The sequence below is a fragment of the Stenotrophomonas sp. YJH_SMC_4 genome, assembly GCF_059371575.1.
On record NZ_JCAFUR010000022.1, the window covers coordinates 26324 to 51069 of the forward strand.

Consider the following 24746-nt stretch of genomic DNA (forward strand, 5'->3'; position numbering starts at 1 on the left):
AGGACCATGCTGCTGCGCCTGACCTGCCTGCTGTTGTTGTCACTCTGCCTGTCACTGACGGCCCTGGCCGAAGACACGCCCCTCAACGAAGTCCGCTCTGGCCTGTATGCCGGCGGCCAGCCCAGCGCCGCACAGCTGCAGGCCCTGGCCGCGCAGGGCGTGCGCACGGTGATCGACCTGCGCCAGCCTGGCGAGGACCGGGGCTTCGATGAAATCCACGCGGCCGAATCGCTGGGCCTGCGCTATGTGCGCATTCCGGTGGCCGGCGCCGAGGGCCTGGACGCGGCCAATGTGCGCGCCGTGCACCAGGCCCTGCAGCAGAGCCAGGGGCCGGTGCTGCTGCACTGCGCCTCCGGCAACCGCGCCGGTGCCGTGCTCGGCCTGGTCAATGCCCGCTATGAGCATGCCAGCCCGGAGCAGGCGCTTCAGCTCGGCCAGCGCGCCGGCCTGAAGTCGCTGGAAGCCGCCACCCGCCAGCGCCTGGCCACACCGGTCACCTCGCCCTGAACCACCCTCCGCACCAAGGACTCTGCCCACCATGACCCGCTGGTGGTCGCGCCTGCGACCGGACAACTTCACCCTCGCCCTGCTGTGCACCGTCGGCCTGGCCTCGCTGCTGCCGATGAAGGGCGCCGCCGCCATCGTGCTCGACGATGTCACCACCGTCGCCATCGCCGCGCTGTTCTTCCTGCATGGCGCGCGCCTGCCGCGCGAGTCGATCATCGGCGGCATGCTGCACTGGCGGCTGCACCTGACCATCCTGGCCTGCACCTTCCTCCTGTTCCCGCTGCTGGGGCTGATGTTCAAGCCACTGTCGGGCTGGCTGCTGACTCCGGAGCTGTACCTGGGCGTGCTGTTCCTGTGCACCCTGCCGTCCACCGTGCAGTCGTCCATCGCGTTCACCTCGATGGCCCGCGGCAACGTGCCGGCAGCGGTGTGCAGCGCCTCGCTGTCGAGCATCCTCGGCGTGTTCCTGACCCCACTGCTGCTGACCGCGCTGGCCGGCACCTCCGGCGGCGTGCATGACCCACTGCACGCGATCGGCGGCATCATGCTGCAGCTGCTGGTGCCGTTCGTGGCCGGCCACCTGCTGCGGCCGTGGATTGCCGGCTGGGTGGAGAAGCAGCGCGCGCTGCTGCGCTACACCGACCAGGGCACGATCCTGCTGGTGGTGTATTCGGCGTTCGGCGAAGCGGTGACCGAAGGGTTGTGGAGCAAGACACCGCTGCTCTCGTTGCTGGCCGTGGCCGTGGTGGCTGCCGTGCTGCTCGGCATCGCCATGCCGCTGATCACCTTCATCGCCCGCCGGCTGCGCTTCAACCGCGAGGACGAGATCGCCATCGTGTTCTGCGGCTCGAAGAAGAGCCTGGCCACCGGCGTGCCGATCGCCAAGGTGCTGTTCGCCGGCGGCAGCCTGGGCGCGATCGTGCTGCCGGTGATGATCTACCACCAGATCCAATTGATCGTCTGCGGCGTGATCGCGCAGCGCTATGCGCGGCGCACGCCCTGACAGGGCGCGCGGGTTGTTCCGGGTAGACCATCCACGCATGGCGTGGGTCTACTCCAAACCACGGATGGCGTGAACCACCAGTAGATCCACGCCATGCGTGGATGGGTTGCCTGACGCTACGGATCCACGAGCGTGCCGACGCTCAGCTCCGGCATCCACACCCACAGGTCGTACGCCCGTTCCGCATGGGTATCGCCCCGCAGCCGCGGGGCCACCTGCTCTGGAAGTGGCCGCGCCATGCAACGGTCCGCGCACGCCCACGCCTGGCCACGCAGCGCACCCAACCGCACGCTGTAGATATCCAGGTCCCGCAGCTGGGAGGCCATCGGCTGCCTCTGCATTTCCGGCGGCATACCTTCCGGCCGCCGCAGCATGGCGTGGACATTGCCAGTCAGCACCAGCATGCGTGCATTGTCTGGCAACCCTCGATAGAGCCGTCGCAATTCGGCTGCCATGAAGTCATCGCGCGCCTGGTTGCCGCCACTGCTGGCATTGACGTCATAGCCAACCACTTCGATCACGCGCCCCTGCGTCTTCAGCACACGCAGGCCTTCGATCATCGCCAGCATGTCGCGGCTGCGGCGACCATCATGCTGGTCATCGCGCACGGTCCAGAACGCGCGGCCGTGCAGGTGCCGGCGCGCCCTGGCCCCGCCATCGGATTCCAGATAGTCGCGCAGCACAGGGTTCTCGGCACGTGGCAGTTCCAGCGCCAGCAGGACCGGGCCGTTGCGGCTGTAGTCGTCCACCAGCTGGCGTACCAGCAACGGGGTCTCGCGGGTGCCGTGGAATTCGCCCAGTACCAGCAGGCGGTGCTCACCGGCATGCTGGCGGATCTGCGCGGCGGTGTCATCGGCATGCGCGGTGAGGGCCACACCCAGCGCCAGCAGCAGCGCGGTGGTCCAACGGAAGATCGAATGCATCCCTGCGCCTTCCTTTCCTTTGCGGTCAGGAACAGCAATGGCGACGCAGCAACCGCGGTTCAAGTAGATCCACGCCGTGCGTGGATGCTCCCGCCATCAGACCGGGCCTGAGTCGAGCGTGGCTCGACTCTACAAAGGGCAGCCCCTCACAACCAGGGCAGGATCCAGTGGTCCACAAGCAGGAAGGCGAACAGCGCCATCAGGTACACGATGGAGTAATAGAACATCTTCATCGAGAACAATTCGTCCGGCGGGTTGAGCATGCGCCAGGCATACCAGAGGAACACCGCGTTGAGCACGATCGCGCCGCCCAGGTAGAACGCACCGCTCATGCCCACCAGGTACGGCAGCAGGCAGACCAGCGCCAGCACCACCGAATACACCATGATCTGCTTGCGGGTATGCACCACGCCGTGGGTCACCGGCAGCATCGGGATCTCCGCCTTGGCGTAGTCCTCGCGGCGGAAGATCGCCAGCGCCCAGAAGTGCGGCGGGGTCCAGATGAAGATGATCAGCACCAGCAGCGACGAGTACGCCCAGTCCGACGAACCCTGCATGCCGGTCACTGCGGCCCAGCCCAGCATCGGCGGCATCGCGCCGGCCAGGCCACCGATGACGATGTTCTGCGAGGTCGCACGCTTGAGGTACACGGTGTAGATCACCGCGTAGCCGATCAGCGAGGCGAAGGTCAGCACGGCGGTGATCAGGTTCACCCACAGCACCAGGATGGTCATCGACAGCACGATCAGCACGCCGGCGAACACCAGCACCTGCCACGGCTTGACCTTGCCCACCACCAGCGGACGCCACGAGGTGCGCGCCATCTGCGCATCGATGTGTGCGTCCAGGAGCTGGTTGATGGCGGCGGCAGCCGAAGCAGCCAGCCAGATGCCGAGGAAACCGAGCACGCCGGCGCGCATCTGCTCCCAGCTCGGCACGCCCGGAATGGCCAGGACCATGCCGACCAGGGCGGTGAAGACGATCAGGGCAACGACCTTGGGCTTGGTCAGGTCCCAGTACTGGCGGTAATTGGAAAACATGGAATCAGTCCGGTGCGCGCAGGCGGGCCAGCAGGCTGACCAGCACGAACAACAGGGCAACGGCCACGCCGTTGTGGGCCACCGCCACTTCCAGCGGCAGCGCCAGCTTCACGTTGAGGATGCCGAGGGTGACCTGCAGCACCAGCAGCGCGATCAGCGCGCTGGCCCAGCCACGCATGCTCGGCAAGCGGAACAGGCGCACGCCCAGCCACAGCAGGTAGACGGCCACCACCACCGCGAACAGCCGGTGCGCCATCTGGATGGCGATACGCGAGGCGCCATCCAGCACGCCGCCTTCGTAATCCACGCCGATGCCGCGCCACAGGGTGAAGCCTTCGACGAAGTTGTGCTGCGGCCACCACTGGTTGGCACAGCGCGGGAAGTTGTCCAGCGAGGCGCTGCCGCCGCCGCAGGCCAGCGCCGCATAGTTGGCACTGACCCATCCGCCCAGTGCGATCTGGGTGACCAGCACCGCCACGCCGATGCGCAGCACCCACTTCAGCTTCGGTGCTTCGGCCAGGGTGATCGGCATGTGCGTGGCGCGCCAGGCCATCCAGACCAGCAGCGCGAACATCAGCATGCCGCCCAGCAGGTGCCCCATCACCACGATGGGCTTGAGCAGCAGGGTCACCGTCCACATGCCCAGCAGGGCCTGGAAGATCACCACGGCCAGGGTCAGCAGTGCAGCGCGCGCCAGGTCGATGTTGCTCCAGCGCAGCGCGGCGATCAGCAGGATCGCCTCGCCGATCAGAGCCAAGGTACTGGCGGTGCCATGCCAGCCCATCATGTACAGGGGTATGCCGGCGGCCACCAGCACGCAGGCGGTCACCACCGCCGTGCTTCCGAATCGCCGCTTGCGCGTGGCCAGCAGCGCCAGGGTCAGGATCTCGATGCCCAGTGCGCCGGCCAGGAAGCGGTGCACCTGTTCACGCCAGGCCTTGTGGGTCTCCAGCGGGCGGATCTCCGCCGCCGGGTGGCCGATGGTCTCTTCCACGTGCTGCGGCCAGGTGGCCTGGCCATAGCAGGTCGGCCAGTCCGGGCAGCTCAGGCCGGCATCGGACAGGCGCACGAAGGCGCCGAACATGATCGTGCTCGCGGTCATGATCATGGCGAACCACGCCAGGCGGTGGAAATTGCGGTGCAGCGCCGGACGCGCGGAAAGGCTCATCAAACGGGACTCACTTCAGTTTCAGCAACGTGGCCATGTCCTTGCGCAGGCCACCGAGGTCGGTGCCCGGGGCATGACGCATGATCACGAAGCCGTTCGGATCGATCACGTAGACCGGCAGGCCAGCCGGATCGTCGACGCCGGGCAGGGCCGCGCGCAGTGCTGGCGACGGAGCCAGCGGCCGCAGCGCGGGCAGCGAGGCGATCGACGCCGGTGGCGTTCCCAGCCACAGGATTTCGACATTATCGGCGTTATGGCCGAACAGCTGCCACACCTTGCCCAGTCCCTGCGACAAAGTGACGCACTGGGCGTCGCAGGCACCGGCCGGCGCCACCAGCAGGCGCCAGGTACGGGCTTCGGGGTTCCACGGGTACGGCTGGCCGTTGGCCAGGGTCGGCGCCTGCTGGCGCAGGTCCACAGGCGGCTTCAGCAGCTGGCCGGCATTGCGGTGCCCGGTGGGCTGCCAGCCAGAGAAGCGCAGCACGGCGGCCAGCGCCATCGCCCCGAAGAACACGGCAAACAGCAGCACCAGGGTCCGGCGGCCGGAGCCGCGCGCCTGCGGGGACGTAGCAGTGTTCATGCGGGGCATTTTCTCATGGTTGGGTGAGGGATGCGGGTGTGACGCCGCGGTAGCGCCGGCCGCCGGCCGGCATCCAGGAATGCGGGGGTTGCCGGCCAGCGGCCGGCACTACCGGGCAGCACGTCGCCTGCGCCACTCCAGTACCAGCGCGACCACCAGCACGGTCAGGGCCAGGCCGAACCACTGCACGGCGTAGCCCAGGTGGCGTTGCGGCGGCAGCGTGTTCGGCAGCAGGTCCAGGTCGCGTTCGTCGCCGAAGGGCAGCGCCGGGTCCAGCCGCAGGACGCGATCAGGCAATCCCGGCAGGCCAAGCGCCGCCGCCAGGCCCTCGGCGGGCAAGCGGCTGGCAAGCCAACGCCCGGCCTCATCGGTAGCGGAGAACGCCGGGCCCAGGGCCAGCCCCGCCGACGGCGGCGGCGCCAGCAGGCCACGCACCGCCACCGGCGAAGGCGGTGCCGGCACATCCGGCAGCCTGCGATCGGGCGGCAGCGCGCGCCAGCCCAGATCGACCAGCAGCACGCTGCCCTCGTCACTGCGGAACGGGCGATAGATCTTCACGCCCGCGCGGCCGTGCCGGGTCTGGTTGTCCAGCAGCACCACGCCGGGCAGGAAGCGACCGTGGTCGGCCACGCCGTGCAAGGCGCCAGGTGCAACCAGAGCCTGCGCCAGTGGCAGCGCCTGTGCCACAGCTGGACCTTGTGCATCCAACATTGCCTGTTTGGCATGCATGCGCTGCAGCTGCCACAGCCCCAATGCGGTGAAACCAACCATTGCCAGCACCGCCAGCAGCCATCCGATCACGCGCGTGTGCTGGCGCATCATGACAAGTCCGCGCAAACGCGGTCAGATAGGCGCATCCACCCTGCCCTCGAGCCGCGCATGAGTGATTCGCTGAAGACCCTGCTGGTAATCGCGTTTCTGATCGTCATCGTCTGGAATCTGGGCGCCGGCCTGTATTACCTGCTGGTCGACCGCGGCCAGACCAAGCGCACGGTCAACGCACTGACGCGCCGCATCGCGGTGTCGGTTGCGTTGATCCTGCTGGTGATCGTGAGCATCTACATGGGCTGGATCAAACCGCACGGCATCGGCGGCTGAGGCCACCGATGCGTGCGCGGTCAAAGCACGTAGACGAACATGAAGAGCATCAGCCACACCACGTCGACGAAGTGCCAGTACCACGCGGCCGCTTCAAAACCGAAATGGTTGTCGCGGGTGAAGTGTCCCTTGGCCGAACGCAGCCACATCACGATCAGCATGATCGTGCCCAGCAGCACGTGCGCGCCGTGGAAGCCGGTCAGCATGAAGAACGTCGAACCGTAGATGCCCGAGCCGAGCGTCAGGTTCAGTTCCTTGTAGGCGTGGATGTACTCCTCCGCCTGCAGGGTCAGGAAGCCCAGGCCGAGCACCACGGTCAGGCCCAGCCAGATCAGCAGCTGGCGGCGGTTGCCGGCCTTCAGTGCGTGATGGGCGATGGTCAGAGTCACGCCGGAGGTGAGCAGGATCAGCGTGTTGATCAGCGGCAGGCCCCAGGCCGGGATGGTCTGGAACGCGCCGCCGATCGCCGCGGGGCCGTTGGTCGGCCAGCCGGCGGAATAACCCTGCCAGAGCAGCTCGTTGGTCATCACCCCGCGGCCTTCGCCGCTCAGCCACGACAGCCCCAGGTTGCGGGTGTAGAACAGCGCACCGAAGAAGGCGCCGAAGAACATCACTTCGGAGAAGATGAACCAGATCATCCCCATCCGGAACGAGCCATCGACCTGGTGGTTATAGTTGCCCGCCTGCGACTCGCGCACCACGTCGCTGAACCACCAGAACAACGTCAGCACCAGCATCGCGATGCCAATGTAGAAGGTCCAGCGTCCCCAGCTGGCATCGTTGAGCCAGCTGGCCACGCCCACCATGGTCACCATCATCGCGATGGAACCCACGAACGGCCATTTGCTCTGGGCCGGGACGAAGTACACGTTGGCGTCGGTCGGTGTCTGGGCCATGTCGGTATCCGGGTCAGGGTGCGGCGTGCGCGCCTTCCGAAGTGGCGGCCGGGGCCAGCCGATCGGACAGCGCGTCGTTGCGATAGAAGGTGTAGGACAAGGTGATCGTCTTGATCTCCGGCGGCAGGTCCGGATCGACGATGAAACGCACCGGCATGTCGCGCTTCTCGCCAGCCTGCAGCGTCTGCGCGGTGAAACAGAAACATTCGGTCTTGCTGAAGAAGCCCGAGGCACGCGCCGGCGCCACGGAAGGCACCGCACTGCCGACCACCGCCTGCTGGCTGTCGTTGCGGGCGAAGTACAGCGCTTCGTTGAGTTCGCCGGGAACCACGTCCATGGTCAGCTGTTCGGGATGGAACGACCACGGCAGGCGCGAATTGACGCCGCCATCGAACTCCACGCGCACGGTGCGCTTGCCGGTGGCGGCGCCTGCACTGGCTTCGCCACCGGGGCCGCGTTCCAGGCGCACACCGAACACCTTCTCGCAGGCGATGCGGTACAGCGGCACCAGCGAGAACGTGAGCAGGAACACCGCCACCGCCACACCGATCAGGCGCGGCAGCCCCGCACTGCGTGACGGTGTGCTGGCTGGCGCCTCGCTCATCGGCCGATCACCCCGCTGAGGATGAAGCCGACGTAGACCAGCACGGCGATGGCGCCGACCCACATCGCCGTGCGCCTGGCGCGCTGCCGTTGCTGTTCGATGCCGTGGCGTTGGGCTTCGGTCTGGCTTTGGCTTTGGCTTTGGTAGAGCCGACTGTTAGTCGGCTGCACTTCGCGAGTCGACTGACAGTCGACTCTACCGATCGGCAGCGGGCTCTCGTTATGCATGCCTCACCTCAATGCGTGATGTCGTCATGCGCCAGATCTCCCGGACGGATGGTCGGCGGCGTGGTGAAGGTATGTGCCGGTGCTGGCGACGGCAGCGTCCACTCCAGGCCGCGCGCGCCTTCCCAGGAACGGGCCTCGGCCTTCTCGCCGTTGCGCAGGGACGACAGCAGGATCGCGGCCATCATGAACGGGGTGACGAACATGCCGAACGCACCGATCGAGCTGATCAGGTTCCAGTCGGCGAAGGCCACGCTGTAGTCGGGAATGCGACGCGGCATGCCGGCCAGGCCGAGGAAATGCTGCGGGAAGAACAACAGGTTGACGAATACGATCGACCACCAGAAGTGCACCTTGGCCCACTTCTCGCTGTACATCCGCCCGGTCCACTTCGGCCACCAGTAGTACACCGCGGCGATCAGCGCGAACACCGCACCGGTCACCAGCACGTAGTGGAAGTGCGCGACCACGAAGTAGGTGTCGTGGTACTGGAAGTCGGCGGCGACGATCGCCAGCATCAGGCCGGAGAAGCCACCGATGGTGAACAGGATGACGAAGGCCACCGACCACAGCATCGGTGCCTCGAACGTCAGCGAGCCACGCCACATGGTGCTGACCCAGTTGAACACCTTCACCCCGGTCGGGATCGAGATCAGCATGGTGGCGAACATGAAGTAGATCTCGCCGCCCAGCGGCATGCCCACGGTGAACATGTGGTGGGCCCAGACGATGAACGACAGGAACGCGATCGCGGCGGTGGCGTACACCATCGCCTGGTAGCCGAACAGCGGCTTGCGGCTGAAGGTCGGGATGATCTCGCTGACCACGCCGAAGGCGGGCAGGATCATGATGTAGACCTCGGGATGGCCGAAGAACCAGAAGATGTGCTGGTACATCACCGGGTCACCGCCACCGGCGGCATTGAAGAAGCTGGTGCCGAAGAACTTGTCGGTCAGCAGCATGGTCACCGCGCCGGCCAGCACCGGCATCACCGCGATCAGCAGGAAGGCGGTGATCAGCCAGGCCCAGCAGAAGATCGGCATTTTCAGCAGGTCGATGCCCGGCGCACGCATGTTGAGCACGGTGGCGATGATGTTGATCGCGCCCATGATCGAACTGATGCCGGCCACGTGGATGGCGAATACGCTGAAGGCAACGTTGTAGCCGCCCTGCAGCGACAGCGGCGGGTACAGCGTCCAGCCACCGGCCGGTGCACCGCCCGGCAGGAACAGGGTCAGCAGCAGCAGGCTGAAGGCCACCGGCAGCAACCAGAACGACCAGTTGTTCATGCGTGGCAGCGCCATGTCCGGCGCGCCGATCTGCAGCGGGATCATCCAGTTGGCCAGGCCGACGAAGGCCGGCATCACCCCGCCGAAGATCATCACCAGCGCATGCACGGTGGTCATCTGGTTGAAGAACTCGGGCTTGACGAACTGCAGGCCCGGCTGCGCCAGCTCTGCGCGGATCACCACGCTCATCGCCGCGCCGATGATGAACATGATGAAGCTGAAACCGAGGTACAGCGTGCCGATGTCCTTGTGGTTGGTCGAGAAGAACCAACGTTCGAAGAAGCTCTGGTGGTGATGGTGATCGTCGTGCCCAACTGCCGAGTGCGCCATTGCAAAACACCTCTCAGAATCGGTTGTCACCGCGGCCGCGAACGGCCGCGGGCTTTACATCACGCTCCGCTGGCCGCGGTGGCAGGCGCGCTGCCGGCTTCTGCAGCAGCAGGCGCGGCCGGTGCCTCGCCCGTCGGTGCAGTCGGTTCGGCCGGTGCCGCAGGCGTGGCGGGCTCGGCGGGCGGCGCCGGCTTGCGCTGCGCCAGCCACTTCCTGAAGTCCTCCTTGGACACCGCCTCGACCACGATCGGCATGAAGCCGTGGTCCTTGCCGCACAGCTCGGCGCACTGGCCGCGGTAGACACCGGGCTGCTCGATGCGGGTCCAGGCTTCGTTGATGAAGCCGGGGATGGCGTCCTGCTTCCAGCCCAGCGCCGGTACCCACCAGGCGTGGATCACGTCGTCGGAGGTGATGACGAAACGCACCTTGGTATCGACCGGCAGCACCAGGCGGTTGTCGACATCCAGCAGGTAGTGCGGATGGCTTTCGCGGGTCGGCACGATGCCGCTCTGCCGCACCCGGTCGGACTCGCGGTCCAGGCGGCTGGTGAAGGTGACGTTCTCGCCCAGGTATTCGTACTTCCACATCCACTGGTAGCCGGTGACCTTCACCGTCATCTCGGCATCGCGGGTGTCGTACATCTTGATCAGGTTGGCCGTGGCCGGCCATGCCATCACGATCAGGATGATCACCGGGATCACTGTCCAGATGATCTCGGCCTTGGTGTTGTGGCTGAAGGTGGCCGCGACCGCGCCCTTGGATTTGCGGAACTTGAAGATGGCGTAGGCCATCGCCCCGAACACGATGACGCCGATCACCGTGCAGATGATCAACGACAGGTTGTTCGATTCCCAGGCCAGGCGCGAGGTCTGGGTCACCCCCTTGCCCATGTTCAGCTGCCACGGCTTCGGATCGGCCGCCTGGGCCCAGGCCAACGCCGGCATCAGTCCCCCGGTCGCCAGCATCGCGGCGACCGCGTTCACGCACTTCGTGCCCCACCTGCTGCTTTGCTTCATTGCCTAGACCCTTAGCGTCGTCGGTTGCCGCCATCGCTGGCGGCGAGCAAGCTTTCAAGTGTCTCTGCGAGCGTCTGACGTTCGGCCGGCGCGAGGAAACTCCCCACCTCCACCTGCCGGCCGCTGGATGCCAGCCGGACCCTCTCATCGTCGGTGAGCAGGCGCACCCAGTGGGGATGGGCCCGGAACACCGGCGATCCACCGGGTACGGGGATGACCTCCACGTACGCCGGCACTACCCGGATCTCCTCCTGCCGTTCACCGCTGCGCCACAAGGCACGCAGCGCCGCCGCCAGCACCAGGCTGTACAGCAGCGCGAACAGGGGGGCGAATGCATTGCCGGCCAACCACCCGAAGGCGGACACCAGCCACATCGCACCCGACAACACGGTGAACAACAGGACGAACTGCCGGGCATCGAGCGCCCGTGGGGGACGCAGCCGCAGCTGCGTACCTGACCCATCCGGAGCTGGAAGCACCTCGATCATGTCGCAACCGCGTTCCTGCCGCGGGAAACGTCTCGATGGTAGCCCTGCCCTCTCGCCGGTAGCAAGGGTGCATTCACACATTTTCCGATGCTGCAACACAGCATGAGGTCGGCGGTACGAATGACGAATTCGGCATAAATTCCTCCGCACTTGCTGAACACGCTGAATCCACCGCAGCTATTGGCTATCAGCGCTTCACGAAGGTGGCTGCTGGGCACTTCCGCAACCCGCAAAAATGATTAAAATCGCCAAGTTTTCCACTGGCCGGACCGGCATGAACGCACCTTCCTCCTCCCCTGCAGCCCACGACGCCCCGCGTCCCGGCGCGTTGCTGTCGCCGGAACTGCCGGCGCCCCCCAACCCGTTCCGCCAGGCCATCACCGACGCCTGGTTGAAGGACGAGGCCACCCACGTGCGCGAGCTGCTGGCGCAGGCCCGCCTGCCCGCCGAAGAACAGGCCAAGGTGCAGGCGCTGGCCGCCGACCTGGTCGGCCGCGTGCGCGTGCGTGCCAAGGACCAGGGCGCGATCGAAGCCTTCATGCGCCAGTACGACCTGGGCAGCGAGGAAGGCGTGCTGCTGATGTGCGTGGCCGAGGCACTGCTGCGTATTCCGGACCAGGACACCGCCGACAAGCTGATCCGCGACAAGCTGGCCGATGCCGACTGGGAAAAGCACCTGGGCGGCAGCGACTCGGTGCTGGTCAATGCCTCCACCTGGGGCCTGATGCTGACCGGCAAGCTGGTGCAGATGAACGACGCCACCCGCGCCGATGCGCCCAGCGCGTTCAAGCGCCTGGTCGGCCGCGTCGGTGAGCCGGTGGTGCGCCTGGCCGTGCGCCAGGCGATGAAGATCATGGGCCACCAGTTCGTCATGGGCCGCACCATCAGCGAAGCGCTGGCGCGCTCGCACAAGGGCGACAACGCCAGCTACCGCTACTCCTTCGACATGCTCGGCGAAGGTGCGCTGACCATGAAGGACGCGCTGCGCTACCTGGAAGACTACCGTCGTGCGATCCACGCCATCGGCGGCGATCACAAGGCACGCGGCGGCCGTCCGGACGGCGACGTCAACAATGCCCCGGGCATCTCGATCAAGCTGTCGGCGCTGTACCCGCGCTACGAGCACGCCAAGCGCGAGCGCGTGCTGAAGGACCTGGTGCCGGGCGTGCTGGAACTGGCGCAGCTGGCCAAGAGCTACGGCATCGGCTGCACCGTCGACGCCGAAGAGTCCGACCGCCTGGAACTGTCGCTGGACATCATCGAGCAGGTGTTCTCCGACGCGTCGCTGTCCGGCTGGGATGGCTTCGGCGTGGTCGTGCAGGCCTACCAGAAGCGCACCCCGTACACGATCGACCACCTGGCCGACATGGCGCGCCGCGCCGGTCGCCGCCTGCAGGTGCGCCTGGTCAAGGGCGCGTACTGGGACGCCGAGATCAAGCGCGCGCAGATCGAAGGCTACCCGGGCTACCCGGTGTTCACCCGCAAGCAGAACACCGACGTGTCCTACCTGGCCTGCGCCAAGCGGCTGTTCACCCATGCCGACGCGATCTACCCGATGTTCGCCACGCACAACGCGCACACCATCGCGGCCGTGCGCAGCATCGCCAACGGCGGCGTGTACGAGCACCAGAAGCTGCACGGCATGGGCGACGACCTGTACGCCGAAGTGGTGCCGGCTGACCGCCTGGGCCTGCCCTGCCGCGTGTATGCACCGGTCGGTTCGCATGAAGACCTGCTGCCGTACCTGGTGCGTCGCCTGCTGGAAAACGGCGCCAACTCCAGTTTCGTCAACCGCATCACCGACGAGCGCGTGCCGATCGCCGACCTGATCCGCGACCCGGTCGAGATGGTCGCCTCGTTCGCTTCGATTCCGCATCCCAAGATCCCGCTGCCGGTTGACCTGCTGCGCAGCCAGAACCACGACAGGAAGAACTCCATGGGCGCCAACCTCGCCAACGACAACGAACTGCGCGCCCTGGCCGAGCAGATCAACGCGGCTGTGAAGCCCTGGCAGGCCGCGCCGCTGGTGCCGGGCGCCAACCCGGCCTGCGCCGCGCTGCCGGTGACCAACCCGGCCGATACCCGCGAAGTGGTCGGCCAGTGGCTGGCCGCAGACGCCGCCACCGTGCAGAAGGCGCTGGCCAATGCCGTGGCCGCGCAGCCGGCCTGGAACCGCACCCCGGCCGCCAGCCGCGCCGCCATCCTCGAGCACGCCGCCGACCAGCTGGAAGCGCGCATGCCGGAGTTCATGGCGCTGTGCGTGAAGGAAGCCGGCAAGAGCCTGCCCGACAGCATCGCCGAAGTGCGCGAAGCGGTGGACTTCCTGCGCTACTACGCCAAGCAGGCGCGCGAGCAGTTCAGCCACGCCGAGAAGCTGCCGAGCCCGACCGGTGAGTCCAACGAGCTGCAGCTGCACGGCCGCGGCGTGTTCGTCTGCATCAGCCCGTGGAACTTCCCGCTGGCGATCTTCCTGGGCCAGGTCGCTGCCGCCCTGGCCGCCGGCAACAGCGTGATCGCCAAGCCGGCCGAGCAGACCAACCTGATCGGCTACTACGCCGTGAAGCTGCTGCACGACGCCGGCGTGCCGGCCGAGGTGGTGCAGTTCCTGCCGGGCGACGGTGCCACCGTCGGTGCCGCGCTCACTGCCGACCCGCGCGTGGCCGGCGTGGCCTTCACCGGCTCCACCGACACCGCCCGTGCGATCAACCGCGCGATGGCGGCGCGTGACGCCGCCATCGGTGTGCTGATCGCCGAGACCGGCGGCCAGAACGCCTTCATCGCCGATTCGTCGGCGCTGCCGGAACAGCTGGTCAAGGACGCGATCGTTTCGGCCTTCACCTCCGCCGGCCAGCGCTGCTCGGCCGCGCGCGTGCTGTTCGTGCAGGACGACATCGCCGACAAGGTGATGACCATGCTGGCCGGTGCGATGAAGGAACTGAAGGTCGGCAACCCCGGCCTGCTGTCCACCGACGTCGGCCCGGTGATCGACGCAGATGCGCTGAAGATCCTGCAGGACCACGCTGAGCGGATGGACCGCGAAGCGCGCCTGATCGCCGCCGCCGAGCTGTCGGCCGAGGCCGCCAACGGCACCTTCTTCGCACCGCGCGCGTACGAACTGAAGGACCTGGGCCAGCTGCAGAAGGAAGTGTTCGGCCCGGTGCTGCACGTGATCCGCTGGAAGGGCGACCAGCTCGACGCGGTGATCGACCAGATCAACGCCACCGGCTACGGCCTGACCCTGGGCGTGCATTCGCGTATCGACGAGACCGTCGACCGCATCAGCAACGGCGTCCATGTCGGCAACGTCTACGTCAACCGCAACCAGATCGGTGCGGTGGTCGGCGTGCAGCCGTTCGGCGGCCAGGGCCTGTCCGGCACCGGCCCGAAGGCCGGCGGCCCGCACTACCTGCTGCGCTTCGCCACCGAAAAGACGGTGACGGTGAACACCACCGCCGCCGGCGGCAACGCCTCGCTGCTGACCCTGGGCGACTGATCGCCCGGTTGATGCAGTGAACGAAAAACCCCGCGAAAGCGGGGTTTTTTATGCCCTGCTTCCTGTAGAGCCGGGCCCACGCTCGGTTTGCCTCGCACAGCCGAGCGTGGGCTCGCTCTACAGAGGCTGGGCCACACTGAACCGATTGTCCGCCCGCTTCGCCAGCTCGCTCTGCACGCGCGCGATGCGCGTCTCCAGATCGCCTTCCAGCAGCACGTAGTCGACACCCCGCGCCTCCAGATCGCGCACGTACCACGCATGCTGCTGCGCCCGGAAGGCCTCGCCTACCCGCGTGCCGTCCTGGTCGAACGGGATATCCGGCGCACACAGGAACAGCAGGTCATACGGTCGCAATGCAGCCTGCCGCAGTGCCTCCGGCGCCGTACCAGACATCCAGCCGCTGTAGCCCAGCGTCACCAGCGGCGTGGTATCGCAGAACAGCCAGCGATGCGCATGCCGTGCGGTCTCGTCTTCGTGCTGCGGCTGTGCCATTGCGATGCGAAGCAGATCATCTGGCGTCAGCTCTCCGCCCTGCTGCTCCCATAGCGTGCGGCCATACTCCGGCACCCAGGCGGTCTGCAGTCGCTCGGCCATCACGCGCGCCAGCGTGGTCTTTCCGCTGGACTCGCCACCAATGAACGCCACGCGCTGCACATAGCCGGCATAGACCTGCGGTGCGAGGCCATGACGGTGCGCATGCGGATCGGCGCGCAGCTGGGTGCCACACGCCTGCCCGACGTCCAGTGCGCGTTCGAGCCGCTCATGGCGTACCGGCGCGCCGAAGTGCGTGGCCAGCGCCTGCGCGAAGCCGTCGCCGTAGTCCTCGCCGGCGTAGACCGCCTGCACCGGCCCGCCGAACAGGCTCAGGCACAGCCAGGCGGTGAACTCGCGCTGCACGTGCTCGTTGTCGCTGTCCTGCGGCAGCGTTCGCACGGGCAAACCATGCTGCGTGCACAATGCCGCCAGGCGCGCATCATCGAGCACCGCTACCGTCGCCTGTGGGAAGCGCGTACGCAGCCAGCGCTCGCGACGCTCGGCGCTGTAGCCGGCAAAGCCCGGCTGCGACCAGCCGATCACCAGCAGCTGCGTACAGCGCGTGGCGGCGAACTCGATCAGGTGTTCGTGACCCAGATGCAGCGGGCAGAACTTGCCCACCACCAGGCCGCGTGCAACGCGCTCAGGCAGCAGCATCGGCCGTCTTGGCCTCGTCACGCATCAGGTGCCGCCAGTGGCGCAAGGCCACCAGCGCATTGACCCAGAAGCCCACGTACAGGATCGAGGTCAGGTGCAGGCCACGGCTGTAGTACAGCGGTACCGCCACGGTGTTCACCAGCAGCCACACCCACCACGATTCCAGCTTGCGTCGCATCATCAGGATCTGCGCGATCACACTCAGTACCAGCACCGCCGAATCGATGTACGGCGCGTAGGCATTGGTCAGGCGGGTCAGCATCCAGCCGTAGCCGAAGGTGGCCACCACTGCCAGCGGTGCCAGCCAGGCCCAGGCGCGCGGCCGCAATGAAGTGATCGGCAACGGCGCGCCATGGTCACCACGCAGCCACTGCCACCAGCCCAGCACGCTGATGGCGATGAAGAAGAACTGCAGCACCATGTCCGCATACAGGTGCGATCGTTCGAACACCGCAGCAAACAATGCGCAGCCGACGATGCCCAGCCACCAGGTGTGCACGTTGTTGCGGCCGGCCAGCAGGATCGAGCCGGCGACGGCGATGTTGGCAGCCAGCTCCAGCTGGAAGTTCGGGTCGGACAGGTTCATGACGCTATTGTCATGGATTCGCCCCCTGCGTACACAACCGGGCGTAGCCACGCCCGACGTGGATGCCCTGGGCCGCACTGCAAAAAGAAGGCCCCGCTTACGCGGGGCCTTCCGTGTCTTGCTTCAGGCAATCGCCTGGATCAGAACTTGTACTGGAACGAAGCTGCCAGCACGTCGCCACGAACCTTGTACTTGCCAGCCAGCGAGTTGCCCTGGTTGTTGGTAGTCGGCTTGATGTTCACGTTCGGGTCGCTGGTGAACAGGTGGGTGTAGCCGAAGTTGTATTCGGTGTTAGCCGACGGGGTCCAGCCCACGCCCAGCGACAGCCACTTGCGGCTGGTATCTGGCACGCGCACATCGCGATGAGCGTCGGTAGTCGGGGTCTGGTCCAGCGCGACACCACCGCGCAGGGTGACGGTATCGCTCAGCTTGTAGTCCGCACCCAGCGACACGAAGGTGGTATCGCGATAGCCGAAGTCCAGCACAGAGTCCTTCTGGGCCGAAGCGTAGTCGATGGTGACAGCGTCGAATGCGGTCGACCAAGCGGTGCGGGTGACGTCACCCATCACAGTCCAGCGGTCGTTGACCTTGTGGGTCACACTGAGGGTTGCCGACGCCGGCAGCTTTACGGTTGCCTTCCCGCTGGTGCTGACGAACTGGCCCGGCTGAGTCTGTCCCAGGATGGTCGCGGTGCGGCCATTGTCGTTCGGCATCAGGAAGGTGGCATCGCCACCGGTGATCTTGTGCGTAACCTTGGAGCGGTAGCTCAGGCCGATGTGGGTATTCTCATCGATCGAGAACAGACCACCGACCGTCCAGCCCACTGCATTGTTGTCGCCTTCAACGGTCAGCTTGCCGTCGGCGCTGCCCGGGGCGTAACCCGGCACGCGGGCCTGGGCCAGCGCAGTACCGAAATCGATGTTGTTGCTCAGCTCGATAGTCAGGTGCTCGACGAACACCGACGCACCGAAGGAAACGTACGGGTTGACGTCATAGGATGCGGCGAAGCCGAGGTCGATCGCCTTCAAATCGGTCTTCAGGCCGCTGTAGCGACCCACCCAACCATTGTCGTACTGGGTCTTGAAACCAAACGGAGCAGTCAGCGACACACCGAAGTGCGCCTTCTCGCCGACTGGCATATGGAAGTATGCGGCCGGAACCGGGGCGATCATTCCAGCGTCGCCGCCGTCACCGCCGGTCTGCGCGGCGCCGGTCGGCTTACGGCCTTGGCCTTTGAACTCGGCCTTGAAGCTGATGGCGCTCAGGTCACCCTGAATCAGGGTGCCATCAAGCTGGCGCATGCCGGCCGGGTTGACGGCGATGATGGAGGCGTCGCCTTCGGCGCTGCCGGAGCCGGCGAACGCGCGGCCCAGGCCCTTGGCGCTGTTTTCCTTCAGCTGGAAAGCGGCAGCATTGGCATCGGCGGCGGCCAGCGCACCGGCAACGCCGACGGCCAGCAGGGTCAGTCGGGCAATGGTGGAAGCGGTTTGCATCGTAGTTCTCTCTCTCCGGTAAGCGGTGATGGTGCTCTGAGTGCGCCTGCGCCCGGCAGGCCCAGAGGCCCGTCGAAGCGCGCCGGATTCCCCTCCCGACATACGACGCCGTATGCGAGTATTACCCAGAGCCGTTAATGAAACAATAACGACGCAGGCGGTTTTTTCGTCTCAAAAGCTGAACAGGACAATCCCCGCCGCAAGCGCCCGCACGCTAGGCTATTGCCCATGTTCGTCTCCCTCCCGTCCCGCAAGAAGGCGGCCCTGCGCTGGGCCACGCCCGTGCTGTTTGCGGCACTATGGCTGGCGTTCCTGTGGTCGATCTCGCGCCCGGACGATGCCCGCGGCAGCCTCTGGCTGGACTGGGGCGCCCTGTCCACCGGCCTGACCCACCCGCTCGACTGGTGGGCGACGCTGCAGGACGGCAGCGTGCTGCGCCTGTTCACCGCCCTGTTCCTGCACGCGGACTGGTCGCATCTGCTGGGCAACCTGGTGTTCCTGTTGATCTTCGGCCTGCCCGCCGAGCGGGTGCTGGGGCCCTGGCGCCTACTGCTGCTGTTCCTGGTCGGCGGCGCGGTGTCCAACCTGGTGGCCATCTACACCATGGGCAGCCCGGACCAGATCATCATCGGTGCCAGTGGCGCGGTCTCGGCACTGATCGGTGCCTACCTGGCCCTGTTCCCGGGGGCGCGGCTGGGCGTGGTGATCCCGCTTGGCCTGTTCCTGGAATTCGTGCGTGCCCCGGCCTACCTGCTGATCGGCGTGTGGGCAGCGCTGCAGGTGGTGTTCGCCCATATCGGCCCGAGCTTCGGCATGGTGGCCTGGTGGGCCCACATCGGCGGCTTCGTGTTCGGCCTGGTGTACGGGGTCTACGTGCGCGCGGCGATCGCCCGCCGGCTGCGCAAGCGCCACGGCTTCTGAGGCCCAGATAGTGCCGGCCGCTGGCCGGCATTTGGTTTCTTCTTCCGCCCTTGAGCCGACGCCGGGTATGGCCCGGCGCTACCTCACGGCTTCGCTGGGGCCGGTGCGGGCTTTGCTTCCGGCTGTGCTTCCGGCTTAGGTTCGACCTTCGCTTCCGGCTTCGCCGCAGCGGCCTTCGCGGCCTTGGCCGCATCCGCCTTCGCCGCTTCGGCCTTCAAGCGTGCAGCCACCGAACCCGGGTTCTTCAGCTCGGCCAGCGCGTCGTTGATCGGGCCATCGCCCGGCAGCACCGCACCGGCGTGGTAGCCCTCGGTGCCTTCGTCATCGCCGCGCAGATGGCCTGGCAGGGTCGCTTCGCTGTAATCGCTCAGGCTGGCCGGCAGTGCCCCGTCTTCCGGGCGCGCCGCAGGCTTCAGTTCGACCTCCGGCACGATGCCCGTGGCCTGGATCGACTTTCCGCTGGGCGTGTAATAACGCGCGGTGGTCAGCTTCACCGAATCACCGTTGTCCAGCGGCAGCACGGTCTGCACCGAACCCTTGCCGAAGGTGCGGCTGCCGACCACGCGGGCGCGCTTGTTGTCGCGCAGTGCGCCGGCCAGCACTTCCGAGGCACTGGCCGAACCCGCATCGACCAGCACCACCACCGGTGCGCCCTTCAACAGATCGCCCGGCGTCGCATCGAACCGTGCATCACTGATGCTGATGCGGCCGCGGGTGCTGACGATGTTGCCCTTGTCGAGCAAGTCGTCGGCCACCTGCACCGCGGCAGTCAGCAGCCCACCCGGGTTGCTGCGCAGATCCAGCACCAGGCCCTTGAGCTGGCCACCGGACTGCTTCTGCAGCTGCTGCAGGTGCTTCTGGAAGTCCGACCCGGTGTCGGCCTGGAAGGTGCTCAGGCGGATGTAGCCGTAGCCCGGCTCCAGCAGGCGGCTGCGCACGCTGGTCACGCGGATGGTCTGGCGGGTGAGGCTGACGTCGAACGGCTTCGGCTTGCCCGCGCGCACGATGGTCAGCACCACCTTGCTGCCGGCTGGGCCACGCAACGGTTCGCTGGCATCAATTGCGCTGATCGGCTTGCCGTCGATGGCGATGATCAGGTCACCGGCGAGGATGCCGGCCTTGGCCGCCGGCGTGTCGTCGATCGGCGAGATGACCTTCATGCTGGCGTTGTCGGGCTGCTGCTGCAACTCCACGCCGATGCCCTCGTAGGCGCCGTTGGCCTGCTCGTCGAAGGCCTGCGCGTCTTCCTTGTTGAAGTACGTGCTGTGCGGGTCGAGGTCGAGCAGCAGGCCGCGCACCGCCGACTGCATCAGCTTCTTGTCATCGACCGGGTCGACATAGGCCGCGCGCACCGCGTTGTACACGGCGACGAAGCGGCGGATGTCCTCCAGCGGCACCTTCGAGGTCACCGCCTCCTCGCTGTTCGCTGCCTGCCCGCTGGTTTCCTTGCTCGGGGCGGGCGCGGTCTGCTGCGCCCAGGACAGCGCCGGCAACAGGGCCAGCAAGAGGGTGGCGGTACGGGCTGCGCGCATGGATCACTCCTGTCGACGTTGGCATCGTGCCCAAGGCACATGCGTCGATTATGCGCGAAGCACAGCTAAATTCCCGTTGAATCCGTCCGCCACGCGACAGCGCCGGATTCAGCGCCGCTGCAGCCAGCTGTCCGGGTTGACCGGCTGCCCGCCCCGGCGCAATTCGAAGTACAGCGCAGTCACGCCCTGGCCACCGGAATTGCCGACCTTCGCCACCGCATCGCCGCGGCTGACCCGGGCACCCGCATCCTTCAGCAGGGTGTCGTTGTGCGCGTACAGGCTCATGTAGCCGTTGCCGTGATCGACGATCAGGATCATGCCGTAGCCGGTCATCCAGTCGGAGAACACCACGGTGCCGTCGGCCACGGCGGTGACGGTGCTGCCGGCGGGCGCGCCGATCAACACACCACTGCTGGTGCGGCCGTCGGGCAGCTTTCCGCCGTAGCGGGCCAACAGGTTGCCCGACAACGGCCAGCCCAGGCCACCCACCTTCGGCGCCGGCGCAGAGGCAACGGCAGGCGGGACCTTGGTGGGCGGCGGTGGCGGGCGGCCCTGCGCGGCGGCCTGGCGTGCGGCACGCTCGGCGGCGGCCTTTTCAGCGGCCGCCCGCCGTGCCGCGGCGCGGCGCTCGGCTTCGGCCCGTGCCGCAGCGGCACGCAGGTTGGCCAGCAGCGTTTCCAGTGCCTTGGCGTCTTGGCCCAGCGCCTGTTCCTTCTCGCGCTGGTCCTTGAAGCGCTCATCCAGCGAGGCGACGGTCCTGGCGCGATCGCGACGGTCGGCTTCCAGCGCCGCAGCCTGCTGCTTCTGGTCCTGCTGCGCACCCTGCAGCTTCTGCTTGCGCTCGGCGATCTGCGCCTGCAGCACTTCCAGCTCTTTCAGGTCGGCTGTCAGCGTGGTGATGCGCTGTGCCCGCTCGCGTTGCAGGTAGCGGTGGTAGGCCAGGGCACGATTGGCATCGGCCACCGTGTCCTGCGACAGCAGCAGCTTCAGAGGTGCATGGTTGCCCAGCTGGTAGGCCGCACGCAGCAGGCCGGCCAGCTCGCGATGCTGCTGGGCGAGGTTGGCCTGCAGCGCGCTGCGGCGTTGTTCGGCCTCGGCCAGGGCCCTTCCCTGCTCGCGCAGCGCAGTTTCAGTCTGCGCAAGCGCACGGCCGGTGCGGGCCACCTTCTCGTCCGCCTCACGCAGCTGCTGCGAGGCCTGGCCCCGCTGGCCCTCGATCTGCCTGCGCTCCTGCGCCACGCCCTTCAACTCGCTACGCAGCTTCTGCAGCTTGCGCTCGGTCTCGCGGGTGGTCTGAGCGGCGCCCGGCAACGGCAGCGCCAAGGCGATGGCCAGCCCCAACAGCAGGCAGCGCCCGCCGCGGATGGCGGCGATGTGATGTCGGCGTGATGGGAAGGCGTTGTCGCGCAAGGGCTTTCCAGTGACTTCAGGCAGTTGCAGGGGGTACCGGGGAATGGTGACATCTCCGCACGCGGCCTGCCAGCCGCACATCCATCGAGGTCCCATGAAAACTCTTTCCATTCCGCTGTTGTTGGGCGTCCTGCTCGTTGCCGGCCCCGCCGGTGCCCAGGACAACATCAGCAAGGTCAACGGCAGCATCAGCGCCGAGCCTGGCCAGCGCTACGGCAAGCTGGATACCGTCAACGGCGGTATCCGGGTTGGTGAAGGCGTCGAGACCGGCAGCATCGACACCGTCAACGGCGGGGTCAAGGTGGCCGACCGTGCACGTACCGGCAAGATTGAAACGGTCAACGGCGGCGTACGCCTGGGCCGCGAGGTGATTGCACACGGCAGCGTCAGCACCGTCAACGGCAGCATCTTCACCGATCGCGGCAGCCAGATCGAAGGCGGCGTCGAAACCGTGAACGGTGGCATCGGCCTGGTCGAAAGCCGCGTCGGCAAGGACGTGGAGACCGTCAACGGCGATATCACCGTCGGCATCGGTTCCCAGGTCAACGGCGGTGTGCACGTGCGCAAGCCGAACTTCAGCGTCTCGCTCACCGCCAGCCGCAAGCCACGCGTGATCGTCGGCCCGAATGCCGTGGTCAACGGCCCCCTGCAGTTCGAACGCGAGGTGGTGCTTTACGTGCATCGCACCGCGCGCATCGGTCCGGTCACCGGCGCCGAACCGATCCCGTTCGACACCGAAACCGCCCCGGCGGACTGAGCGCACCGGACCGCCTGGTTCGGTGATACTCGCTGATACCGGCCGTGCACGACGTGCGGCCGCCCTTTGTTTTCCAGGAATCGACGATGCCCCGCAAACTCCTCCTGTGCCTGGCCGCCGCGGCCGCGCTCAGTGCCTGCAAAGGCGAAGACACGCCGGCCACCGCACCGGCGTCAGCCACCGACACCGCTGCCGCGAAGCCGGCGGCTCATCAGTTCTCCCCCGAGATCAACGCCGGCGACTTCGCCGAGATGGTCAAGACCCTGGCCTCGGATGAATTCGAAGGCCGCGCGCCGGGCAGCAAGGGCGAGGAACTGACGGTCAACTACATCCGCGACCAGATGCAGCGCATCGGCCTGCAGCCGGGCAACGGTGACAGCTGGTTCCAGGACGTACCGATGACCGAGACCACGGCCGACGCGTCGACCGTGCTGAAGATCGCCCAGGGTGGCAAGACCACCGAGCTGAAGTTCGGTACCGACATGGTGGTCGGCACCCGTACCGGCCAGGCTGAGGTGAAAGTCGATGCCAGCGACCTGGTGTTCGTCGGCTATGGCGTTGATGCGCCGGAGCAGAAGTGGAACGACTATGCCGGCCAGGACTGGAAGGGCAAGACGGTCGTGATGTTCGTCAACGATCCGGGCTTCCATGTTGACGACGCGAAGCTGTTCGACGGCAAGCGCATGACCTACTACGGCCGCTGGACCTACAAGTTCGAAGAGGCCGCGCGCAAGGGCGCCGCCGCGGCGCTGATCGTGCACGACACCGCCGGCGCTTCCTATGGCTGGGACGTGGTGAAGAACTCCTGGGCCGGCCCGCAGTACGACCTGCCGGCCAAGGATGACCCGGAAGCCCGCATTCCGGTGCAGGGCTGGCTGAGTGCCGACGCCGCCAAGGCGCTGTTCGCAGGCGCCGGCCTGGACCTGGCACAGGCCTACAAGGACGCCAGCAAGCGCGGCTTCAAGCCGGTGCCGCTGAAGGCCACCGCTACGGTCGACCTGAAGAGCCAGATCGCGCAGAAGCAGTCGCGCAACGTGGTGGGCGTGCTGCCGGGCAGCAAGCGTGCCGACGAGGCCGTGCTGTACATGGCGCACTGGGACCACCTGGGCAAGCATGAGGGTGAAACCGGCGACAACATCTACAACGGTGCGGTCGACAACGCGACCGGCGTGGCCGGCATCCTTGAGGTGGCCGAAGCCATGGCCCAGCAGGATCCGAAGCCGGAGCGCTCGGTGGTGTTCCTGGCGGTGACCCTGGAAGAGTCCGGCCTGCTGGGTTCGAAGTACTACGTCTCCCACCCGACCTTCCCACTGGACAAGATCGCCGGTGTGATCAACATCGACGCGATGTCGGTGGCCGGCCGTGCCAAGGACGTGACCGTCACCGGCTTCGGCAGCTCGGAACTGGAGGACATCCTCAAGCCGCTGGCTGCAGCCCAGGACCGCACGCTGCATGGTGAGACCTCGGTGCAGAGCGGCTTCTACTTCCGCTCGGACCACTTCAACTTCGCCAAGGCCGGCGTGCCGGCCCTGTACGCCGATGGTGGCGAGGACCTGCGCGAGGGTGGCGTGGACGCAGGCCGCAAGGCCGCAGCGGACTACGGCGCCAACCGCTACCACGGTCCAAAGGACGAGTTCGACGCGTCCACCTGGAAGCTGGACGGGACTGTCGAGGACCTGCAGCTGATGTACGGCGTCGGCAAGGAACTGGCCGGTGGCGATCGTTGGCCGAACTGGTACGAAGGCAACCCGTTCAAGGCAGCCCGCGACGCGATGATGAAGGACAAGGCTTCGGCAAAGTAAAGCCGGGCCATGCTCGACTGAACATCGTTGAGAGCAGAGCGGCGCCCCACGGGGCGCCGCTTTTCTTTTGCGTACCGTCGGCGGCAGATCCACGATTGGTGTGGATCTGCCGGTAGTGCCGGCCGCTGGCCGGCAATCGATTGGTAGCGGCCAACCTTGGTTGGCGCCATGCTTCTTCGCAGAGGACCTCCACGCATGGCGTGGATCTACCGGGCCATGTAATGCCATCGGGTTGCCGGCCAGCGGCCGGCACGACCCGCATTTACTGCGCACAAAGAAAAACCCCGCTGCGTGAGCAGCGGGGTTTTGGGTGTAAACCCTGGCGATGACCTACTCTCGCATGGCTTGAGCCACACTACCATCGGCGCAGCTGCGTTTCACTTCCGAGTTCGGGA

The 24746-nt window shown here is 66.8% G+C and carries 23 protein-coding genes and 1 rRNA gene; 7 read left to right on the top strand and 17 right to left on the bottom strand.

Features of this window, described 5'->3' with window-relative positions; all coding sequences use genetic code 11:
* Positions 1-6 precede the first annotated feature (6 nt).
* Positions 7-507 carry a protein tyrosine phosphatase family protein gene (locus AC5P9F_RS18535; protein ID WP_076739838.1) on the top strand — a complete coding sequence of 167 codons (501 nt, stop codon included), beginning with the start codon at positions 7-9 and terminating at the stop codon, positions 505-507.
* 31 nt (positions 508-538) lie between these two features.
* On the top strand, positions 539-1510 hold the full coding sequence (locus AC5P9F_RS18540) for a bile acid:sodium symporter family protein (protein ID WP_043035496.1): 972 nt from the start codon (positions 539-541) through the stop codon (positions 1508-1510).
* Positions 1511-1626: 116 nt separating this feature from the next.
* On the opposite strand, the gene AC5P9F_RS18545 is transcribed toward AC5P9F_RS18540, so the two are convergent.
* The 5 genes from AC5P9F_RS18545 to AC5P9F_RS18565 form a co-directional block, all read right to left on the bottom strand.
* The gene (locus tag AC5P9F_RS18545) at positions 1627-2433 is read right to left on the bottom strand and encodes a hypothetical protein (RefSeq protein WP_043035495.1); all 807 of its coding nucleotides are present in this window, start codon (positions 2431-2433) and stop codon (positions 1627-1629) included.
* A 146-nt stretch (positions 2434-2579) separates the two neighbouring features.
* Complete coding sequence (cyoE, locus tag AC5P9F_RS18550; protein ID WP_043035494.1) at positions 2580-3473, bottom strand: heme o synthase; 894 nt, start codon at positions 3471-3473, stop codon at positions 2580-2582.
* 4 nt (positions 3474-3477) lie between these two features.
* Positions 3478-4641 carry a COX15/CtaA family protein gene (locus AC5P9F_RS18555; protein WP_005407797.1) on the bottom strand — a complete coding sequence of 388 codons (1164 nt, stop codon included), beginning with the start codon at positions 4639-4641 and terminating at the stop codon, positions 3478-3480.
* Positions 4642-4651: 10 nt separating this feature from the next.
* On the bottom strand, positions 4652-5221 hold the full coding sequence (locus AC5P9F_RS18560) for a redox-active disulfide-containing membrane protein (protein WP_005412027.1): 570 nt from the start codon (positions 5219-5221) through the stop codon (positions 4652-4654).
* 108 nt (positions 5222-5329) lie between these two features.
* Positions 5330-6043 carry an SURF1 family protein gene (locus AC5P9F_RS18565; protein ID WP_024958179.1) on the bottom strand — a complete coding sequence of 238 codons (714 nt, stop codon included), beginning with the start codon at positions 6041-6043 and terminating at the stop codon, positions 5330-5332.
* 57 nt (positions 6044-6100) lie between these two features.
* Here AC5P9F_RS18565 and AC5P9F_RS18570 point away from each other — a divergent pair, with 57 nt between their 5' ends.
* Positions 6101-6319 (top strand): twin transmembrane helix small protein, encoded by a 219-nt coding sequence (locus tag AC5P9F_RS18570; protein WP_005412025.1) that lies wholly within the window; start codon positions 6101-6103, stop codon positions 6317-6319.
* Between the two features lie 20 nt (positions 6320-6339).
* Here the strand turns inward: AC5P9F_RS18570 and AC5P9F_RS18575 are convergent, their stop codons facing one another.
* Genes AC5P9F_RS18575 through AC5P9F_RS18600 form a run of 6 tightly spaced genes read right to left on the bottom strand, consistent with a single transcriptional unit; the run spans position 6340 to position 11166 of the window.
* A complete protein-coding gene (locus AC5P9F_RS18575) occupies positions 6340-7215 on the bottom strand; it encodes a cytochrome c oxidase subunit 3 (RefSeq protein ID WP_005412024.1) in 876 nt (291 codons plus the stop codon).
* Positions 7216-7228: 13 nt separating this feature from the next.
* Positions 7229-7819, bottom strand: coding sequence for a cytochrome c oxidase assembly protein (locus AC5P9F_RS18580; RefSeq protein ID WP_005412023.1), 591 nt, complete (start codon positions 7817-7819; stop codon positions 7229-7231).
* Positions 7816-8046 carry a hypothetical protein gene (locus AC5P9F_RS18585; protein ID WP_005407791.1) on the bottom strand — a complete coding sequence of 77 codons (231 nt, stop codon included), beginning with the start codon at positions 8044-8046 and terminating at the stop codon, positions 7816-7818. Before AC5P9F_RS18585 ends, AC5P9F_RS18580 begins: the two co-directional genes overlap by 4 nt.
* 8 nt (positions 8047-8054) lie before the next feature.
* Positions 8055-9662, bottom strand: coding sequence for a cytochrome c oxidase subunit I (gene ctaD / locus AC5P9F_RS18590; RefSeq protein ID WP_005407790.1), 1608 nt, complete (start codon positions 9660-9662; stop codon positions 8055-8057).
* A 59-nt stretch (positions 9663-9721) separates the two neighbouring features.
* Positions 9722-10678, bottom strand: coding sequence for a cytochrome c oxidase subunit II (gene coxB / locus AC5P9F_RS18595; RefSeq protein ID WP_161771875.1), 957 nt, complete (start codon positions 10676-10678; stop codon positions 9722-9724).
* Positions 10679-10689: 11 nt separating this feature from the next.
* On the bottom strand, positions 10690-11166 hold the full coding sequence (locus AC5P9F_RS18600; protein ID WP_014035721.1) for a DUF2244 domain-containing protein: 477 nt from the start codon (positions 11164-11166) through the stop codon (positions 10690-10692).
* A 274-nt stretch (positions 11167-11440) separates the two neighbouring features.
* Between AC5P9F_RS18600 and putA the strand changes: the two genes are divergently transcribed.
* On the top strand, positions 11441-14659 hold the full coding sequence (gene putA / locus AC5P9F_RS18605) for a bifunctional proline dehydrogenase/L-glutamate gamma-semialdehyde dehydrogenase PutA (protein WP_111117860.1): 3219 nt from the start codon (positions 11441-11443) through the stop codon (positions 14657-14659).
* Between the two features lie 117 nt (positions 14660-14776).
* Here putA and AC5P9F_RS18610 read toward each other — a convergent pair whose 3' ends face one another.
* The 3 genes from AC5P9F_RS18610 to AC5P9F_RS18620 all read right to left on the bottom strand — a co-directional run bounded on the left by AC5P9F_RS18610 (position 14777) and on the right by AC5P9F_RS18620 (position 17929).
* On the bottom strand, positions 14777-15850 hold the full coding sequence (locus tag AC5P9F_RS18610) for an AAA family ATPase (RefSeq protein WP_111117861.1): 1074 nt from the start codon (positions 15848-15850) through the stop codon (positions 14777-14779).
* Positions 15837-16436, bottom strand: coding sequence for a nicotinamide riboside transporter PnuC (gene pnuC / locus AC5P9F_RS18615; RefSeq protein WP_164225540.1), 600 nt, complete (start codon positions 16434-16436; stop codon positions 15837-15839). The genes AC5P9F_RS18610 and pnuC overlap by 14 nt, the downstream gene beginning before the upstream one ends.
* Before the next feature lie 140 nt (positions 16437-16576).
* Positions 16577-17929 carry an outer membrane protein transport protein gene (locus AC5P9F_RS18620; RefSeq protein ID WP_049417761.1) on the bottom strand — a complete coding sequence of 451 codons (1353 nt, stop codon included), beginning with the start codon at positions 17927-17929 and terminating at the stop codon, positions 16577-16579.
* 228 nt (positions 17930-18157) lie between these two features.
* On the opposite strand from AC5P9F_RS18620, the gene AC5P9F_RS18625 reads away from it, so the two are divergent.
* Positions 18158-18850: a rhomboid family intramembrane serine protease gene (locus tag AC5P9F_RS18625; protein ID WP_005407784.1), complete on the top strand. Its 693-nt coding sequence runs from the start codon at positions 18158-18160 to the stop codon at positions 18848-18850.
* Positions 18851-18933: 83 nt separating this feature from the next.
* Here the strand turns inward: AC5P9F_RS18625 and AC5P9F_RS18630 are convergent, their stop codons facing one another.
* Both AC5P9F_RS18630 and AC5P9F_RS18635 read right to left on the bottom strand, forming a co-directional pair.
* Complete coding sequence (locus AC5P9F_RS18630) at positions 18934-20382, bottom strand: S41 family peptidase (RefSeq protein ID WP_180881315.1); 1449 nt, start codon at positions 20380-20382, stop codon at positions 18934-18936.
* Positions 20383-20490: 108 nt separating this feature from the next.
* Positions 20491-21792 (bottom strand): murein hydrolase activator EnvC family protein, encoded by a 1302-nt coding sequence (locus tag AC5P9F_RS18635; protein WP_099605582.1) that lies wholly within the window; start codon positions 21790-21792, stop codon positions 20491-20493.
* A gap of 94 nt (positions 21793-21886) precedes the next feature.
* On the opposite strand from AC5P9F_RS18635, the gene AC5P9F_RS18640 reads away from it, so the two are divergent.
* Together AC5P9F_RS18640 and AC5P9F_RS18645 are read left to right on the top strand one after the other, a co-directional pair.
* Positions 21887-22549 carry a DUF4097 family beta strand repeat-containing protein gene (locus AC5P9F_RS18640; protein WP_005407780.1) on the top strand — a complete coding sequence of 221 codons (663 nt, stop codon included), beginning with the start codon at positions 21887-21889 and terminating at the stop codon, positions 22547-22549.
* Between the two features lie 86 nt (positions 22550-22635).
* Positions 22636-24351 (top strand): M28 family metallopeptidase, encoded by a 1716-nt coding sequence (locus tag AC5P9F_RS18645; protein ID WP_274850016.1) that lies wholly within the window; start codon positions 22636-22638, stop codon positions 24349-24351.
* A 317-nt stretch (positions 24352-24668) separates the two neighbouring features.
* Here the strand turns inward: AC5P9F_RS18645 and rrf are convergent.
* Positions 24669-24746 (bottom strand): 5S ribosomal RNA (gene rrf, locus AC5P9F_RS18650); the annotation flags it as partial.